The 17,603-nt window shown below is 69.6% G+C and carries 16 protein-coding genes and 1 tRNA gene; 5 read left to right on the top strand and 12 right to left on the bottom strand.

Features of this window, described 5'->3' with window-relative positions:
• Positions 1 to 3: 3 nt before the first annotated feature.
• From BLR68_RS09490 to BLR68_RS09530, 9 genes are all read right to left on the bottom strand, one after another.
• Complete coding sequence (locus tag BLR68_RS09490; RefSeq protein ID WP_018187059.1) at positions 4 to 1,557, bottom strand: alpha/beta hydrolase; 1,554 nt, start codon at positions 1,555 to 1,557, stop codon at positions 4 to 6.
• Positions 1,554 to 2,708: a DNA polymerase III subunit delta' gene (locus BLR68_RS09495; protein WP_018187058.1), complete on the bottom strand. Its 1,155-nt coding sequence runs from the start codon at positions 2,706 to 2,708 to the stop codon at positions 1,554 to 1,556. The genes BLR68_RS09490 and BLR68_RS09495 overlap by 4 nt, the downstream gene beginning before the upstream one ends.
• Positions 2,709 to 2,738: 30 nt before the next feature.
• Complete coding sequence (gene tmk, locus BLR68_RS09500; protein WP_018187057.1) at positions 2,739 to 3,374, bottom strand: dTMP kinase; 636 nt, start codon at positions 3,372 to 3,374, stop codon at positions 2,739 to 2,741.
• Complete coding sequence (gene topA, locus BLR68_RS09505) at positions 3,371 to 6,034, bottom strand: type I DNA topoisomerase (protein WP_018187056.1); 2,664 nt, start codon at positions 6,032 to 6,034, stop codon at positions 3,371 to 3,373. The genes tmk and topA overlap by 4 nt, the downstream gene beginning before the upstream one ends.
• 77 nt (positions 6,035 to 6,111) lie before the next feature.
• Positions 6,112 to 6,438 (bottom strand): Rv3654c family TadE-like protein, encoded by a 327-nt coding sequence (locus tag BLR68_RS09510; protein WP_018187055.1) that lies wholly within the window; start codon positions 6,436 to 6,438, stop codon positions 6,112 to 6,114.
• Positions 6,438 to 6,734: a TadE family type IV pilus minor pilin gene (locus BLR68_RS09515; protein ID WP_018187054.1), complete on the bottom strand. Its 297-nt coding sequence runs from the start codon at positions 6,732 to 6,734 to the stop codon at positions 6,438 to 6,440. The genes BLR68_RS09510 and BLR68_RS09515 overlap by 1 nt, the downstream gene beginning before the upstream one ends.
• 38 nt (positions 6,735 to 6,772) lie before the next feature.
• Entirely contained in the window at positions 6,773 to 6,976 is a 204-nt protein-coding gene (locus BLR68_RS09520; protein ID WP_018187053.1) for a DUF4244 domain-containing protein, read from the bottom strand.
• Positions 6,977 to 7,015: 39 nt separating this feature from the next.
• Complete coding sequence (locus tag BLR68_RS09525) at positions 7,016 to 7,909, bottom strand: type II secretion system F family protein (protein ID WP_018187052.1); 894 nt, start codon at positions 7,907 to 7,909, stop codon at positions 7,016 to 7,018.
• On the bottom strand, positions 7,906 to 8,895 hold the full coding sequence (locus BLR68_RS09530; RefSeq protein WP_026302880.1) for a TadA family conjugal transfer-associated ATPase: 990 nt from the start codon (positions 8,893 to 8,895) through the stop codon (positions 7,906 to 7,908). The genes BLR68_RS09525 and BLR68_RS09530 overlap by 4 nt, the downstream gene beginning before the upstream one ends.
• Positions 8,896 to 9,262: 367 nt before the next feature.
• Between BLR68_RS09530 and acs the strand changes: the two genes are divergently transcribed.
• A complete protein-coding gene (acs, locus tag BLR68_RS09535; RefSeq protein ID WP_018187049.1) occupies positions 9,263 to 11,233 on the top strand; it encodes an acetate--CoA ligase in 1,971 nt (656 codons plus the stop codon).
• A gap of 6 nt (positions 11,234 to 11,239) precedes the next feature.
• Here acs and BLR68_RS09540 read toward each other — a convergent pair whose 3' ends face one another.
• The 3 genes from BLR68_RS09540 to BLR68_RS09550 all read right to left on the bottom strand — a co-directional run bounded on the left by BLR68_RS09540 (position 11,240) and on the right by BLR68_RS09550 (position 12,977).
• Positions 11,240 to 12,217, bottom strand: a complete 978-nt coding sequence (locus BLR68_RS09540) for a nuclear transport factor 2 family protein (protein WP_018187048.1) — start codon at positions 12,215 to 12,217, stop codon at positions 11,240 to 11,242.
• Between the two features lie 74 nt (positions 12,218 to 12,291).
• Positions 12,292 to 12,759: a RidA family protein gene (locus BLR68_RS09545; RefSeq protein WP_018187047.1), complete on the bottom strand. Its 468-nt coding sequence runs from the start codon at positions 12,757 to 12,759 to the stop codon at positions 12,292 to 12,294.
• Positions 12,759 to 12,977, bottom strand: coding sequence for a Sp36 family protein (locus BLR68_RS09550; RefSeq protein ID WP_018187046.1), 219 nt, complete (start codon positions 12,975 to 12,977; stop codon positions 12,759 to 12,761). The genes BLR68_RS09545 and BLR68_RS09550 overlap by 1 nt, the downstream gene beginning before the upstream one ends.
• 97 nt (positions 12,978 to 13,074) lie before the next feature.
• On the opposite strand from BLR68_RS09550, the gene BLR68_RS09555 reads away from it, so the two are divergent.
• The 4 genes from BLR68_RS09555 (at position 13,075) to BLR68_RS09570 (ending at position 17,602) form a co-directional block, all read left to right on the top strand.
• Positions 13,075 to 15,714, top strand: coding sequence for a transglycosylase domain-containing protein (locus BLR68_RS09555; protein WP_018187045.1), 2,640 nt, complete (start codon positions 13,075 to 13,077; stop codon positions 15,712 to 15,714).
• Positions 15,711 to 16,670 (top strand): metallophosphoesterase, encoded by a 960-nt coding sequence (locus BLR68_RS09560; RefSeq protein WP_018187044.1) that lies wholly within the window; start codon positions 15,711 to 15,713, stop codon positions 16,668 to 16,670. The genes BLR68_RS09555 and BLR68_RS09560 overlap by 4 nt, the downstream gene beginning before the upstream one ends.
• A gap of 16 nt (positions 16,671 to 16,686) precedes the next feature.
• Positions 16,687 to 16,760, top strand: a tRNA-Pro gene (locus BLR68_RS09565).
• Between the two features lie 86 nt (positions 16,761 to 16,846).
• Positions 16,847 to 17,602, top strand: a complete 756-nt coding sequence (locus BLR68_RS09570; RefSeq protein WP_018187043.1) for an HAD-IIB family hydrolase — start codon at positions 16,847 to 16,849, stop codon at positions 17,600 to 17,602.
• Position 17,603: the final 1 nt, after the last annotated feature.

Genomic DNA, 17,603 nt, shown 5'->3' on the forward strand with positions numbered 1-17,603 from the left:
GGATCAACCGGCCTCGCAGCGCACGTCACCGTCGGGCACCGTGCCCTCGTCGAAGTACGCGACGACCGTGTCGTCGATGCAGGCGTTGCCCTTGTTGAAACCGGTGTGCCCCTCCCCCACACGGGTGAGCAGGATGCCGGAGCTCAGCTGCTTCGCGAGCGCAGCCGACCACTCGTACGGCGTCGCGGGGTCGTTCGTCGTCCCGATCACGAGGATCGGCGCGGCACCGTCGGCGTGGATCTCGTTCCGGGTCCCGGTCGGCGGGTACGGCCAGGCGTCGCAGAGGTCGACGTCCGACGTCCAGTACGGCGCGAAGGTCGGCGCGTCCTTCGCCACCTCCGCGTTCGCCGCCGCGACGACGTCGTCGGAGTCCGGCGGGTAGTCCATGCAGTTGTAGGCCGAGAAGGCCTCGGTGGAGTTGTCGAGGTACCGCCCGTCGTAGCGGTTGTAGTACCGGTCGACGAGCTCGAACATCTCGTCGGCGTCACCCTGCAGGACCGCGGCGAGTGCCGATGAGAGCGTGCTCCAGTTCCCCTCGCTGTAGAGCGCCGACACGATGCCCATCACGAGGGCGTCCGAACCGAGCTTCCGTCCATCGGTCGCCGTCAGCGGCGCGGCGTCGACGGCGGCCAGTGCGTCGGAGAGCTGCTGCTGGGCGTTCGCGACCGGTCCGTCGAACGGGCAGTCGGATCCCTCGATGCAATTCTTCAAGAAGGCGTCGAGGGCGGACTGGAAGCCGACGGCCTGCCGCGCCCCGACGACCGCGCCGGGGATGGAGGGGTCCAGACCGCCGTCGAGGACGACGCGACCGACGTTCCGGGGGAACAGCTCAGCGTAGGTCGCGCCGAGGAACGACCCGTACGAGTACCCGAGGTAGGCGAGCTTCTCATCGCCGAGGACCCCGCGCAGCAGGTCGAGGTCCCGGGCGGCGTTCTGGGTCGTGACGTAGGGCAGCAGGCCGTCGCTGTTGACGTCGCAGGCGCGGGCGAAGGACCCGGCCGACGCGCGCTGCTCGGCGGATCGCTCCGGCGTACCCCGGGGGGCCGCCGGGATGTCGAAGAGGTAGTGGTCCATGGCCGTGGCGTCGAAGCAGCGCACGGGCGTCGACCGTCCGACGCCTCGCGGGTCGAACCCCACGACGTCGTAGCTGTCCAGCAGATCGCTGCCGACGGCGAACTCTGCCGCCTGCTGGACCAGGTCGACACCGCTCGCTCCGGGGCCGCCGGGGTTCACGAACAGCGATCCCTTCGACGTCCCGCCCGAGGCGAGGCGCACGATGATGGACAGCTGGATGTCGCCGCCGTCCGCGTCCGTCCAGTCCCGGGGAGCCGTCACGGAGGCGCAGTAATAGTCACCCTCGCCGATCCCCCGGCACTTCTCCCAGTCGACCTTCTGCCCGTAGTACTCCTCGAAGCCGGCCGGAGCCCCCTGCGTGATCGGGGTCCGGTCGGGACCGGGGCGAGCGGGAGCGGTGGGCGTGCACGCCGCGAGCAGTGCCGCGACCGCCCCGGTGGCGAGGAGAACGGATGCCGCACGGCGCCAGAACCCGCGGGTCACTGCGGGCGCCCCGTCGCGACCGTGATGAGCATGCTCTCGAGGGCGAGTGCAGGGGCGGCGTTGCCCTGCAGGTTCGTGCGTGTCAGCGCGATGGCGTCGAGCACCGTCAGTGTGTGCTGCGGTGTCCAGGCGGCGGCCATGGCGTCGATCTCCGGTGTCAGTTCGCGGTTGATGAGGTCGGTGTCCCGACCGAACTGGCGCATGAGGGTGTCGCGATAGAGGGATTCGAGATCGGTGAGCACCCGATCGATCCCGTCGCGCAGGCTGCGCGTGGCGCGCCGCTTCTGCTCGTCCTCCAGTGCGCTCACCTGGCTCCGAACGGCGGGGGGAACGGCGCCTCCGGGCGCGACCCCCAACGTCCGCAGGAGGGCCTCGCGCTCCCCCTCGTCACGGGTCGCCGTCAGCGCCTTGGCGTCATCGGTCGCAGACTGCACGATCGACGCGGCGACCTCGACGGCGTCGCCGACCCCGCGCACGCGGAGGACCCCCCGGAGGGTTCGATCGCGACGCTCGCGGGACGCGGCATCCGTCGCCAACCGCTGCGCCATGCCGATGTGTCGCTGGGCGAGCCGCGCGGACTGCTCCGCGATCGCCTCGTCGACGCCCGTGCGCTGGACGATCAGCCGCGCGACGTCGGCCACGTCGGGCTCACGCAGCCGCAGGATGCGCACCCGCGAGCGGATCGTGGGGAGGAGGTCGGCGTCGCTCGGCGCGCAGAGGATCCAGACAGTCTGCTCGGGCGGCTCTTCGAGGGCCTTGAGGAGGACGTTGCTCGTGCGCTCGACCATGCGGTCGGCGTCTTCCATGACCATGACGCGGTACCGGCCGAGGGAGGGCGAGAAGTACGAGCGCTCGACGAGCGAGCGGGCGTCCTTGATCGAGATGATGACGCCTTCGGTGCGGAGCGCCGCCAGGTCGGGGTGCGTGCGCGCCATGACCTGGCGCATCGCGTTCTCGTCGCCGGGCTCGGCGATGAGCGCCGCGGCGAAGGCATAGGCGAGGGTCGAGCGGCCCGATCCGGGCGGCCCGGTGATGAGCCACGCGTGGGCCAGCTGCGACGGATCGGATGCCGCTGCCCGCAGCTGAGCGACGGCCTCGTCCTGGCCCCAGACCTCGCCCCACGGGAGCGTGTCGACGGTGGTGGAGGTCATGCGGTTCAGCCTACGAGGTGCCGGCGACGCTCAGGACGAGAGTGCGGACAGCCGCTCGGACACCCGCGTCCGGATGGCGTCGGCGATCTCGTCGATCGGCTGCGTGGCGTCGACGACGAGGAAGCGCTCCGGCTCGGCATCCGCCAACGAGAGGAAGGCGGCGCGGACCCGCTCGTGGAACGCGCTCTTCTCGGCTTCGAGTCGGTCGAAGGGCTTGTCGGCGGCATCCAATCGTTCCCGCGCGGTCGCCGGGTCGACGTCGAGGAGGACGGTGACGTCGGGCAGCGCACCTTCGGCGGCCCACAGCGACAGGTCGCGGATCTCGCCGCCGTCCAGCACCCTTCCGGCACCCTGGTAGGCGACGGAGCTGTCGAGGTAGCGGTCCTGGATGACGACCTCGCCGCGCTCGAGCGCGGGCCGCACGAGCGTCGCGACGTGGTGCGCCCGGTCGGCCGCGTAGAGGAGTGCTTCGGCGCGCGGGGCGATGTCGCCGCGGTGGTGCAGCACGATGTCGCGGATGAGCACGCCGACCTCGGTGCCGCCGGGTTCGCGCGTGCGGACGACGCTGCGACCCTGCTCACGGAGCCACTGCTCCAGCAGGGTCGCCTGCGTCGTCTTACCCGAGCCGTCGCCACCCTCGAGGGTGATCCAGAGCCCGGAGGTCACTTCTTCTTCGCCGCCGGCTTGCGTGCGGCGGGCTTGCGGGTCGTGCGCTTGGGCGCCGGCCCCTTCGCGCGCTTCTCGGCCAGCATCTGCACGGCGATCTCGAAGGTGATGTCGTCCGCCGTCTGCCCGCGCGGGATCGTGACGTTGGTGGTCCCGTCGGTGACATAGGCGCCGAAGCGGCCGTCCTTGATGCGGATCGGCTTGCCGCTGACCGGATCGGCCTCGAACTCCTTGATGGAGGTCGCGGCGCGGTTCGCGTATTTGGGCTGCGAGTAGATCTCGAGGGCCTGCTCGAGCGTGATGTCGAAGATCATGTCCTCGCTGGCGATGCTCCGCGAGTCGGTGCCCTTCTTGATGTAGGGACCGTACGGGCCGTTCTGCGCCGTGATGACGGTGCCCGACTCGGGGTCGGTGCCGACTTCGCGCGGAAGCGACAGGAGCTTCAGCGCCGTCTCGAGATCGATCGTCTCGGGCGACATGCTCTTGAACAGCGACGCGCGCTTGGGCTTGGGTGCGACGACCTTCTTCGCACCGCGCTTGGGCTTGACCTCCTCGGCCGGCGCCTCCTCTTCGGGGAGGACCTCTTCGAGGTAGGGGCCGAAGCGGCCGTCCTTGATGACGACGTCGCGCCCGTTCTCGGGATTCTGTCCGAGGACGCGGTCGCCGCCGACCGGCGCGTCGATCAGCTCTCGCGCCTTCTCCGGGGTGAGCTCATCGGGCGCGAGATCCTCGGGCACGTTGATGCGGCGCGGGGTCTCGGGGTCATCGCCCGGCACCTCGAGGTACGGCCCGTAACGACCGAACCGCAGGACCGCGACGTCGCCGATCTTCGTCGAGTTGATCTCGCGTGCGTCGATGTCGCCGAGGTTGTCGACGATGTTGCGCAGGCCCACGTGGTCCTTCGAACCGAAGTAGAACTCGCGCAGCCACGCGGCGCGGTTCTGTTCTCCGCGGGCGATGGAGTCGAGGTCGTCCTCGAGCGCCGCCGTGAAGTCGTAGTCGACGAGGTCGGCGAAGTGCTCTTCGAGCAGGCGCACGATGCTGAAGGCGAGCCAGCTGGGCACGAGTGCCTGGCCGCGCTTGGACACGTACCCGCGGTCGAGGATCACGTCGATGATGCTCGCGAAGGTCGACGGACGACCGATGCCGTGCTCCTCGAGCGCCTTCACGAGCGAAGCCTCGGTGTAGCGCGGCTTGGGGCTCGTCGCGTGCCCCTTCGGCTCGACGTCGGTCAGCGTCAGAGCATCGCCGACGGCGAGCGACGGCAGCGACTGGTCGTCGGCGCGGTCGTTGTCGCTGCGCTTCTCGTCGCGGCCCTCTTCGTAGGCCTCGAGGAACCCCTTGAAGGTGTAAACGGTGCCGGATGCCGTGAACGTCGCCGTCTTGCCGGCGGCATCCGCGTCGATCGTCACGGTCGTGGTCTCGTACTTCGCGTCGGCCATCTGGCTGGCGACGGTGCGCTTCCAGATGAGCTCGTACAGGCGGAGTTCGTCGCGGTCGAGGCCGGAGGTGACCTCCTTGGGCGTCCGGAAGGTGTCACCCGAGGGACGGATCGCCTCGTGTGCCTCCTGCGCGTTCTTGGCGTTGTTGCGGTAGCTGCGCGGGTTCGCGGGCACGGCCTTGTCGCCGTAGAGCGCGACCGCCTGGGTGCGCGCGGCGGTGACCGCCTGCGCCGACAGAGCGGTCGAGTCGGTGCGCATGTAGGTGATGTAGCCCTTCTCGTAGAGCCGCTGCGCGACGCCCATGGCGTGCTTGGCGCTCATCGAGAGCTTGCGACCGGCCTCCTGCTGGAGGGTCGAGGTCGTGAACGGCGGCTTCGGGCTGCGCGTGCCGGGCTTGGCCTCGACGCTGACGACGGATGCCGCGCCCGACGCCTCGAGCGCTGCCGCCAGCTCGCGCGCCTGGTCCTCGGTGAGGACGACGACGGCCTTCTTCAGCGAGCCGGTGTCGTCGAAGTCGGTGCCGCGGGCCAGCGGCGCGCCGTCGAGACGGGCGAGCCGGATGGCGAAGGCATCCGATCCCTTGACGGCGGTGGAGTCGACGTCCCAGTACGAGGCGGAGACGAACGCCATGCGCTCGCGTTCCCGCTCGACGACCATGCGGGTGGCGGCGGACTGGACGCGGCCGGCGCTCGTGCCCTGGCCGACCTTGCGGCGGGTGACGTCGGAGACGTCCCAGCCGTAGAGGCGGTCGAGGATGCGTCGGGTCTCCTGGGCGTCCACGAGGGCGTGGTCGAGTTCGCGGGTGTTCTTCACCGCGGCCTGGATGGCGTCCTTCGTGATCTCGTGGAAGACCATCCGCTTGACAGGGACCTTGGGCTTCAGGGTCTCGAGGAGGTGCCACGCGATGGCTTCGCCCTCGCGGTCCTCATCAGTGGCGAGGAGGAGTTCGTCGGCGTTCTTCAGGGCTCGCTTGAGCTCGGTGACCGTCTTCTTGCCGCGGTCGCTCTCCACATAAAGAGGAGTGAAGTCGTTCTCGATGTCGATGGAGTACTTGCCGACGGAGGTCTTCTTCAGATCCGCGGGGATGTCCTTCTTGTCGGCGAGGTCGCGGATGTGTCCGACCGAACTCATGACTTCGTAACCGTCACCCAGGTATCCCTGGATCGAGCGCATCTTCGTCGGAGACTCGACGATGACGAGCTTCTTGCCCTGTGCCACGTGGCGTCCTTTCTTCGTTGCACACCATACACACCGAGTTGTCAAGAGCGCGCTGAGAGCCCCGCCGTCCCGAGCACTCAGGGCGACCCGGGTGGTGGCCCCGCGCGGGCGCGCGCCCGCGCGTCCAGGGGGCCGACGTCGATCGAGACCTCCACGGTCGCGATGAGTCCGTCGATCCGACACGCGGTGAGCGACGCGCCGTTCCTCGCCGCTACGTCAGCGGCACTCGCGCACGGTTCTCCCGGCACGAGTCCCGACGCCGTGTCTGCGGCGGCGAGGGCCGCGGCGTCGGCCGCTCCCGCCGCCCGCGCCGAGGATGCCGCGGCCGCTCCGGCGGCGACGAAGCCGACGGCCAGGGTGGCCGAGACCGCCAGGACCCCGACGGTCGTCGCAGCGCCCGCCATCAGTCGATCTCCGGGGCGGCGAGCGCGCACGAGGATGCGCGGAGGTCAGGCAGTGGCAGCGGCACTCCCGGCGCGGCGGAGAGGTCCGCGCACACGAGATCACCCTCGCGGCGAGTCGTGACGGCCGCGCCCGCGGCGAGGGCGGATGCCGCAGCCCGCACCCGCTCGGCGGGTTCCTCGCGGGCGGCGTACCGCGCAGCCTGGGCCGCGGCGTGCTCCAGCCGCACCTGCCGAGCCCCCACCGACAACGCGGAGACCGCCAGAACGATGACGAGGACGACGGCGGGGACCGTCACGGCGAACTCCGCCGCAACCGATCCCCGCTCGTCCCGCCTCATGAGACGGTGAGGGCGCGCCGGACCAGGTCGGTGAGGATGCCGCGCACCTCGTCCGAGCGCATGATGATCACCAGCAGCCCGGCGAAGGCGACGGCCGCCATCGTCGCGATGGCGTACTCCGCTGTCGCGGCGCCGGACTCGTCGGCGAACAGGTCGGCCGCGCGGCGGCGGGTCAGGGTGGGCAGGTCGTGGGATGTCATGATCTCCTCCGGTGTTTTGGGTGATGGGCACGTCTGGGCTCACAGCGTGAGCGGGGTCGAGGTGAGGACCGAGAGCAGCATCGGACCGACGCCGAGCAGCAGGAACGCCGGCAGGGTGCACACTCCGAGCGGGAGCAGGAGCCGTCCAGAGAGGGATGCCGCCCGCAGCCGCCCGTCGGTGCGCGCCGCCTGGCGGCGGGACGCGGCATCCGCTCGCAGCAGTTCGACGGCGGGCGCGCCCGCGGATCGGGAGAGGGCGAGGACAGAGGCGGTCCCGGCGGTGGGTTCGAGACCCGAGGCCGCCGCGACGACCTCGAGCGCCCGCGGGATCGAGACGCCGCCCGACAGGGCGATCGCGATCACCTCGGCATCGAGTCCGGGGATCTCGTCGCCGGGCTGCGCCCGTGCGACCAGTGCACGCGTCCACCGATGGGTGAGGAACATGAGCAGTCCCCCCGCGACGAGGCACACGGCGCCCGGCGGGGTGGCCAGGACTGAGAACGGGTCGAACCCCAGGGCGGCGCCGAGGCCGAGGGCCACGAGAGGGAGCCACGAGATGAGCCGCGCCGTCGTCTGCGGTTCGGCGAGAGCGGTGCGGACGTCGTCGCGCGCCTGATGAGCGTCGCGGAGCGCCTCGGCGAGACCTCGGAGACTCATCGCCAGGGGGGCTCCGACGACCGTCGCCACCTGCCAGGCGACGCCGATCTGCTGCCACATGCCGCCGCGCTCGGCGAGGGCGGATGCGGCTGATCCCCCGGCATCCAGTCGTTCGCACACCGCCGCGGCCGTCTCGTCACCGGCGTGGGCGAGGTGGCGCCAGGCGGCGGCCGGCGCGATGCCGGCCTGCAGGAGGACGGCGAGGCGCTGGACGACGCCGGCGACCCCCGCTGCGTCGGACGCAGCGCTGGCCTGGGCGGCTTTCCGCGCGTTCATGCGACGGCCTCGATGCCGAGGCGGTCGTCGCGCACGACGGGGCGCGCGATCCCCGTCACGCGGCGCACTCCGTCGCGTCCGCGTTCGATGTGGACGACGGCCCCGATCGCGCTGGCCGTCTGGCGCGCGAGCGCTCGATCATCCATCCCGGCGAGCGCACCCAACGCCTCCAGGCGGGCCGGGACCTCGGCGAGCCCGCTCGCATGGACCGTCCCCGCGCCGCCGTCGTGACCGGTGTTCAAGGCGGTGAGGAGCTCGCGGACCTCCTCGCCCCGACACTCGCCCACCACGAGTCGGTCGGGGCGCATCCGCAGGGCTTCGCGCAACAGACGCCCGAGCGCGATCGCCCCGACGCCTTCGAGGTTGGCCTGCCGGGCTTCGAGACGCACGTGGTGCGGGTGGGCGATCCGGAGCTCCGCGACATCCTCGATCGTGACGATCCGCTCCGACACGGGAACGCGTCCGAGCAGTGCGGCGAGCAGCGTCGTCTTGCCGGCGCCGGTGGCTCCCGTGACGAGGACGTTGGCACGCTGGTCGACGAGCCGTTCGAGTCGGGCGCCCATCGCCGCGTCGAACGCGCCGCGGCGACCGAGGTCGTCGAGATCGGGCATTCCGGTACCCGGGAGGCGGATCGAGATCGTCGCCCCCGTGCACGAGATGGGCGGCAGGACCGCGTGGACCCGCACGCCGTGCTCCCAACGCACGTCCGCACAGGGAGTCGCGTCGTCGAGGTGGCGGCCCCCGAGCGCGATGAGCCCGACGGCGAGCTCACGCACGGCTTCTTCGTCGAGCGCCCAGTCCGGGATGCGCTCCGGTCCGCCGCCCCGGTCGACGTAGAGGCCGTCGGTGCCGTTGACGAAGACGTCCGTGACGCCGGGGTCGGCGAGGTACCGGCGCAACGGTGCGACCACCGGATGCCGCGGCACCGGTCGCGGTATCGCGGCGACTCCGGTGCCTCGAGGGGCGGCGATGAACGGATGCGGCATGCCCGGAACGCTAGGCGGACGCCTCCGGCCCCGGACCTTCGACGTCGCCGGGCGTGGACGGAACGACGGTGTGAACGCGTGTGCAGAAAGCGACGACCGCGACCGTGAAGGAAAAGAGAAGGGCGGCACCCATTGGGGGAAAGGGTGCCGCCCACGCAACCGCGCTTCAGGGGGGATCAGCGCGATCGCGAAACCGAATCGATGTTCGGGCGATAACGATCTTACGCTCATCCTGGCTGGGATTGTGCCGCACACATGCCCAGCGCGCCGCACCCACTATCGGCGGTAGTCGCGCTCCTTGAGCCGAACCTAGAGTTGCCGCATCGCCGCACGAGGCCACGATGGCCTGCACGCAAAGGAGCGCCGCATGAGCAGCCAGATCGACCACCTCCTGAACGAGACCCGACGGTTCGCGCCCTCCGCGGACTTCGTTGCCGCAGCGAATGCGCACGCGGACCTCTACGACGCCGCCGCGGACCGCGAGGCGTTCTGGGCGGAGCAGGCCCGCAACCTTCACTGGCACACTCCCTTCACGCGCACGCTCGACTGGTCGAACCCGCCCTTCGCGACCTGGTTCGAGGACGGCGAACTCAACGTGGCGTACAACTGCCTGGACCGCCACGTCGAGGCGGGCCTCGGCGACCGTGTCGCCCTGCTGTGGGAGGGTGAGCCCGGCGACGAGCGTCGCGTCACCTACGCCGAGCTCACCGACGAGGTGAAGCGTCTGGCCAACGTGCTGACCGACCTCGGCATCGACGCCGGCGACCGGGTCGCCATCTACCTGCCGATGATCCCCGAAGCCGTCGCCGCCATGCTCGCCGTCGCGCGCATCGGCGCCATCCACTCCGTCGTCTTCGGCGGGTTCTCGGCTGACAGCCTGCGCTCCCGGATCGACGACGCCGGCGCGAAGCTCGTCATCACGAGCGACGGCGGGTACCGCAAGGGCAAGGCATCCCCACTCAAGCCGGCCGTCGACCAGGCACTCGGCGACCGCGGACACGGACCGCAGGAGACCGTCGAGCACGTCCTCGTCGTCAAGCGCACCGGCACCGAGGTGAACTGGGAGGACGGACGCGACCTGTGGTGGCACGATCTGGTGCCGACGGCATCCGCTGATCATGTCGCGCAGCCGTTCCCGGCGGAGAACCCCCTCTTCATCCTCTACACCTCGGGGACGACGGGGAAGCCGAAGGGCATCCTGCACACGAGCGGCGGCTACCTCACGCAGGCGGCGTTCACGAACAAGGTCGTCCACGACCTGCACCCCGAGACCGACGTCTACTGGTGCACCGCCGACATCGGGTGGATCACGGGACACACGTACGTCACGTACGGTCCGCTCGCCAACGGCGCGACGCAGGTGATCTACGAGGGCACCCCCGACACCCCGCATCCGGGTCGCTGGTGGGAGATCGTGGCGAAGTACGGGGTGACGATCCTCTACACGGCGCCCACCGCCATCCGCTCCTTCATGAAACTCGGCAGGAGCATCCCCGGGCAACACGATCTGTCGTCGTTGCGCCTGCTCGGCAGCGTCGGCGAACCCATCAACCCCGAGGCGTGGATGTGGTACCGCCACGTCATCGGCGGGGATCGGACGCCCATCGTCGACACCTGGTGGCAGACCGAGACGGGCGCGATCATGGTGTCGGCGCTGCCCGGGGTGACCGAGACCAAGCCGGGCAGCGCGCAGGTGCCGCTTCCCGGCATCGGCCTCGACGTCGTCGACGATCAGGGCCAGGAGGTCGGCAACGGCAACGGCGGGCTGCTCGTGCTGACCGAACCCTGGCCGAGCATGCTGCGCGGCATCTGGGGCGACCCGGACCGCTTCAAGGAGACCTACTGGGACAAGTTCGCCGACAAGGGCTACTACTTCGCCGGTGACGGGGCGCGCCTCGACGAGGACGGCGACGTCTGGTTCCTCGGTCGCGTGGACGACGTCATGAACGTGTCGGGCCACCGCCTCTCGACGACCGAGATCGAATCCGCCCTCGTCGGCAACGAGGCCGTCGCCGAGGCAGCCGTCGTCGGAGCCTCTGACGAGACGACCGGGCAGGCGGTCGTCGCGTTCTGCGTCATCAAGGAGTCGTACATGAAGGCGAACTCCCTCGACGGGCTCGTCGACACGCTCCGCGCGTGGGTGGGCGACCAGATCGGTCCGATCGCGCGTCCGCGCGACGTCTACATCGTGACCGAGCTCCCCAAGACCCGCAGCGGCAAGATCATGCGCCGACTGCTGCGCGACGTCGCGGAAGGACGCGAGGTCGGCGACACGACGACCCTCGCCGACACCATGGTGATGTCCACGATCAAGGGGCAGGTGACGAAGAAGGACTGACCGCGCTCACCCCGCCGTGGCGGCGGGGACGACATCCCAGTGCTCGCGGATCAGTCCTCCGTCGACGCGGAAGATGTCGAGCGCGGTGTAGGGATCACCGGACGTGGCTCCGACGGCCTGCGACAGCGTCCACACGAGGTCGCCGTCCGCCAGCGACACGGTCGACTCCGTGGGCGGGAAGGACGCACCCCCGCCGAAGAACTGCTTGAGGGCGGCCGTCCCGTTCGGGGCGACGGGATTGTGCTGCAGGTAGTTCGGATCGAACGCACGGTCGAGGATGCTGACGTCGCGGTCCTTGAACAGCGTGTCGTACTCGTCGATAGCGGACACCCGATTCTTCTCCTCCTGCGTCTCGGTGGGTGCCGGCGACGGCGTGGCGGGCTTGTAGAGATCACTGAACATCGAGTTCGTGTTGCCGCTGGCGGCCTTGCCCTGCGCGACGGGTTGCTCGAAGGCCCAGCGCTCGACGATCTTGCCGCCGGCCAGACGGAAGACGTCGGCGGCCGCGAGCCCGGTGCGCTCATCGTCAGGGTCCGCGGTGATCTGATAGTGGACCGCGACCAGATCGCCGTCCGCGGCCGTGTGCTTGATGACGACCTGTGCGCCGGGGACGCTCTTGTGCGCCGCGGCGAACTGGGCGAGCAGGCCCGCGGGCCCCGCTTCGGCGTTCCCGCCGTGGGTCACGGCATCCTTCGCGACGCTCACGGCAGCGGCGGCCTGAGCCTCCGCCGAGTCGGGGTCGGCGAAAGCCGCGGAGAAGAGCCGCGTGACCGTGGCCAGGTTGGTCCCTTCGGTCGCGGGGTCATCGCGGTCCGCCCGCGCACCGCCTGCGGTCGCGGATGCCGCCTGAGCGGAGGGTCCGGCGTGGGGTGTGCCCGCAGCGGCCGCAGGTCCTCCTGCGGCGCACCCGGTCAGCAGAGCGGCGCCGGCGAAGACGGCGGCCGTGCGGAGGAGAAGGGACGACGAGACACGTGAGCTGGTCATGGCGACAGCGTGACGCGGACGTCTGAGTGCAGGTCCCCGACGAGGTATCAGCTCGCTGGGAAGATGCACTCGGTTCAAGAAAGCGAGAAGACGACCTCGACCTCGACGGGGCTGTCGATGGGCAGAGCCGCCACACCGACGGCGGAGCGGGCGTGTCGACCCGCGTCGCCGAAGATCTCACCGAGCACGGTGCTCGCTCCGTTGATGACGGCGGGGTGACCGGTGAACTCCGGTGCGGATGCCACGAACCCCGTCACCTTCACGATGCCGGTCAGCCGGTCGACGCCACCGACCGCAGCGGCCGCGGCGGCGATCGCGTTCAGCGCGCACTGCCGCGCGAGCGAAGCGGCCTCGTCCGCGGACACGTACCCCTCGCCGTCGCCCACCTTGCCCGTTGCGGGCATCGCGCCATCGACCATGGGAAGCTGACCGGACGTGTAGACGAGGTCGCCGTGGACCTTGGCCGGGATGTACGCGGCGAGCGGCGGGACGACGGAGCCCAGCTCGATGCCCAGCTCGGCGAGGCGTGCGGTGACCGACATCAGCCCTGACCGAACTGACGAGCGGCCACAGCCGCGGCATCCAGTCCCGCGTTGGCGGAGCCGTCGCCGCCCGAGGGACGCTTGAAGTAACCGACGAGGCCGCCTTCGGGGCCGGTCACCACCTGAACGAGCTCCCACCCCTGCTTGCCCCAGTTGTTGAGAATCGCCGCGGTGTTGTGGATGAGCAGCGGCGTGGTCATGTACTCCCACGTGGTCATTCGGGTCTCCCGGAGGTCGTGACTCGCGCGCCCGGACGGGCTCGACACAGGGACGGTCACCAAGGCATCGCCCAGCAATCTCCCTTACGATCAGCCTATGCCCCACTCGAAACGTACGGCCACCGGTGTGCTCGGAGGCCTGATGGGCCTCGTCGGCTTGAGCACCGTTGCGGGTCTCCTCGTCACGGCAACGATCACCCCGGCGATCGCGGTGTCCGGGTACGCGGCGTCGAGCGCGATCGAGATGTTCGACAAGATGCCGAGCTACCTCAAGATCGAGAAGCTCATGCTTCCGACGACGATCTACGCCAAGAACGACGACGGCAAGGACGTCAAGCTCACCGAGTTCTACGACCAGAACCGCATCCCGGTGACGTTCGATCAGGTCGCCCCGGTCATGTACGACGCGATCCTCTCGAGTGAGGACAAGAACTTCTACACGCACGGCGGCATCGACCTGCTGGGCACGCTCAGCGCGCTGGCGCGCAACGCGAGCTCGGGATCGAACCGCGGTGGCTCCTCGATCACGCAGCAGTACGTCAAGAACGTCCTCCAGCAGTCGTGCGAGGCGGAAGCCGTGGGCGCTGAGCAGGTTCGCGCGTGCTACGAGGAGTCGACGGCGAACAAGGGCACGCAGGGCTACCAGCGCAAAATCCAGGAGATGCGTTACGCGATCCAGCTGGAGAAGGAGTACTCGAAGGACGAGATCCTGATCGGGTACCTCAACATCGCGCACTTCGGTGGCACCGTCTACGGCATCGGCGCCGCGGCTCGCCACTACTTCGACACGACGCCCGACAAGCTCACGGTCGCTCAGGCGGCCGTCATCGCCGGCATGGTGCAGGAGCCGAACACGCTCCGCATCGACAAGCCGGGCGGCACGCTCACTGCGAAGGACGGCTCGCCTGTCAACGGCGAGGCCGACGGCTACCGCCTGACGAAGATCCGACAGGACTACGTCCTCAACCGCCTGCTGAAAGACAACAAGATCACGAAGGCTGAGCACGACGAGGCCATCAAGGCCCCGATCACCCCGAAGCTGACGTCACGTCCCCAGGGCTGCTCGGAGGCGAAGGGCGAGGAGTTCTTCTGCGCCTACGTCACCTCGATCATCCGGACCGACCCGGCCTTCGGTGAGACGAAGGAGGACCGGCTCGCGGCGCTTCGTCGTGGTGGTCTCAGCGTCTACACGACGCTCGACACCTCTCTCCAGTCGGCCGCGAACAAGGCCATCTCCGTCGTTCCCGGAAGCGTCTCGTACATGAACCTCGGCGCATCAGGTGTGCAGGTGGAGGTCGGAACCGGCCGCGTCCTGTCGATGGTGCAGAACCGTCCGTGGAGCGACCAGGCGGACGACAAGACAACGACCCAGGTCAACTACAACGTCCCCGTCAAGAACGGTGGCGGCAGCCACTCGGCGGGTTCGACCTACAAGGTGTTCAGTCTCATCAACTGGATGCAGCAGGGCCACTCTGTCAACGAGGTACTCAATGGACGCGTCGGCGAGAAGACAGTGCTGACCGGCTGTGAGGGGGGTACGCAGGAAGTCAAGACCGGTGAGGGCAAGGGCGCGATCGGAAACTTCGAGGGGAACCGTGGTTACACCGGGACGGTCGCCCGATTCACAAAGGACTCGCTGAACTCCGGCTTCCTCACGATGGCTGAGAAGATCTCCGTCTGCAGCACCAACCGCGTCGCCGGAGACCTCGGAGTCACCCTCGGCGACGGAAAGCCGCTGGATCAGTTCAACAACCCCTACGACGTCCTCGGGTCGCAGGCCGTCGCCCCGATCGACATGGCGAACGCCTATGCGGCGATCGCCTCGAACGGCACCCTGTGCGCCGCGAAGGCCATCGATCGCGTGGTCGACGCCAACGGCGATGAGCGTCCGATCCCTGACACGAAGTGCGAGCGCAAGATCAGCGAAGACGTGGCTGCCACGGCCGCATACGTGCTGCAAAGCGTGATGAGCGCCAGCGGCACCGGAAGTGGTGCGCGGACGTTCGACGGAGTACCGATCTTCGGAAAGACGGGCATCCACCAGTTCCTGCACACGTGGATGATCGGCTCCAGCACGAAGGTGACGACAGCGGTCTGGGTCGGCAACGTGGCGGGAGACGAGCGTCTCGAGAACCACTATGAAAGCGGCTACCGCCTGTCCCGCATCCGTAACTCCATCTGGCCCGCCATGCAACGCGCCGCCAACTCGGAGTTCGGCGGCGGCGAGTTCCCGAAGCCGGCGAGCGAACTGACCAAGCGGTCGTATGCGAGTTTGCCGAGCGTCATCGGTCTCGATACCGACGCCGCTCGCCAGCGGATCGAGGACGCCGGCTTCAGCGTCAGCGTCGGCGACCCGGTGCCGTCCCCCGAGGCGGAGGGCACGATCGTCGAGCAGTCGCCCGGCGCGGGCCGTGTCGTGTCGGGAACGACCGTCACGATCAGCCCGAGTGATGGCAAGGGCGTCGTCGTCCCCGGCGTCAGCGGCAACCCGAAGGACGCCACCGCGGCGCTGAACGCAGCCGGGTTCTCGAACGTCACGCTGAGTTGTACCGACGACCCGGGCGCGCCGACGCAGGGCGTCGTGACCGGAACGGATCCCGCCGCCGGCGAGACCGTCGCTCGAGACGCCGCCATCACCCTCAACTACCAGGCCAAGGCCTGCGACGGCGGGGGCGGGAACGACGGCCCGGGCAACGGCAACGGCAACGGCGGCCCCGGCAACGGCAACGGTCCGTGAGGCCCGCCGCACAGACCGCCCTCACTGCGCTCGGCGCGGTGGGGGCGATCGGCGTCGCCGCCGGCGTCTGGGGCGTCGGCATCGAGCGCTACCTCTTCACGCTCCGCCGCCATGACCTCCACGTCCTGCCGCCGGGCAGCCCGTCGGTGACCGTCCTCCACCTGTCCGACGCGCATATGGCGCCGTGGCAGCACCGCAAGCAACGCTGGATCGCAGAGATCGCCGACACGGTGCAGCCCGACCTGGTGATCAACACGGGCGACAACCTCGGTCATCAGGACGGGCTCGGCGGCATCCGTGCGGCCTTCGCTCCCCTGCGCGGCGTGCCGGGCTTCTTCGTCCACGGGTCGAACGACAAGATCGCCCCGAGCGCCCGCAACCCCTTCAAGTACTTCGAGGGACCATCGACGCACGTCGAATTCACGCCCTCGCTCGACACCGACGCGCTCGACGACTTCCTCACCGGACTCGGCGAGACACTGATCGACAACACGGCCGCCAGCATCCGTGTCGGCGGAGTCCGGATCGATGCGCTGGGTGTCGACGACGCCCACCGCGAGCTCGATGACCTCGACGCGGCATCGGCCGCCTTCCGCGCGCTCGGTGACGACGCGAGCGTCCGCCTCGGGGTCACGCACGCGCCCTACCAGCGGGTGCTCAACGCGTTCACGGATGCCGGTGCCGACCTGATCCTCGCCGGGCACACGCACGGCGGTCAGGTCCGCATCCCGTTCGCGAAGAAGGCCCTCGTCTCGAACTGCGACATCCCCCTCGATCAGGCCCGCGGCCTGACGCGGTGGTCGCACGATGGACGGACGGTGCCGCTCAACGTGAGCGCGGGTCTGGGCCATTCGATCTACGCCCCGGTGCGCTTCGGGTGCCGGCCAGAGGCATCCGTCCTGGTCCTCCGCGCCCGACGCGCCGACGATTCGCCCGAGGGGCGGTCGGCAGGGTAAGCTTGGGGGGTTGCCACGGGGTGTGGCGCAGCTTGGTAGCGCGCGTCGTTCGGGACGACGAGGCCGCAGGTTCAAATCCTGTCACCCCGACCGCAGAGAGGCTCCGCCGGATACCGGCGGGGCCTTTCGCATCCCTCCCCGGAGGGGCCATCTCACCTCCCTCGAAACGGAGCATCATGACCTCTCCCCGCCTCGTCGCGTTCGACCTCGACGACACGCTCGCTCCGTCGAAGACGGCCATCGATCCGCGCATGGGCGACCTGCTCCTGCGTCTCGCAGAGCGCGTCGAGGTGGCGATCATCTCGGGCGGTCAGCTGCAGCAGTTCCAGACTCAGGTGGTCGACCGGCTCCCCGAGACGGATGCCGCGACCCTCGACCGTCTGCACCTCATGCCCACGTGCGGCACGCAGTACTACCGCCTCACGACCGACGGCATCGAGACGGTCTACGCGCTCTCCCTGACCGACGACGAGAAGTCCCGCGCCCTCGCCGCGGTCGAGGAGGAGGCGACGCGTCTCGGACTCTGGGAGAGCGAGACCTGGGGTCCGATCCTCGAGGACCGGGGCTCGCAGATCACCTTCTCGGCGCTCGGTCAGTCCGCTCCCCTGGACGCCAAGACGGCGTGGGACCCCACCGGCGAGAAGAAGAACACCCTGCGCGACGCCGTGGCCGCCCGCATCCCGGACCTCGAAGTCCGTTCCGGCGGCTCGACGTCGGTCGACATCACGCACCGCGGTATCGACAAGGCCTACGGCATGCGCAAGCTCGCGGAGCAGACCGGCATCCCCCTCGAGGACATGCTCTTCGTGGGAGACCGCCTCGACGAGCACGGCAACGACTACCCCGTCCTGGCCATGGGCGTGACCTGTCACGCCGTGGAGGGCTGGGAGGACACCGCCGCGTTCCTCGACGAGCTGATCCCGACCCTCTAGG

The sequence above is a fragment of the Microbacterium sp. 77mftsu3.1 genome (assembly GCF_900100525.1).
Lineage (GTDB): Bacteria > Actinomycetota > Actinomycetes > Actinomycetales > Microbacteriaceae > Microbacterium > Microbacterium aquilitoris.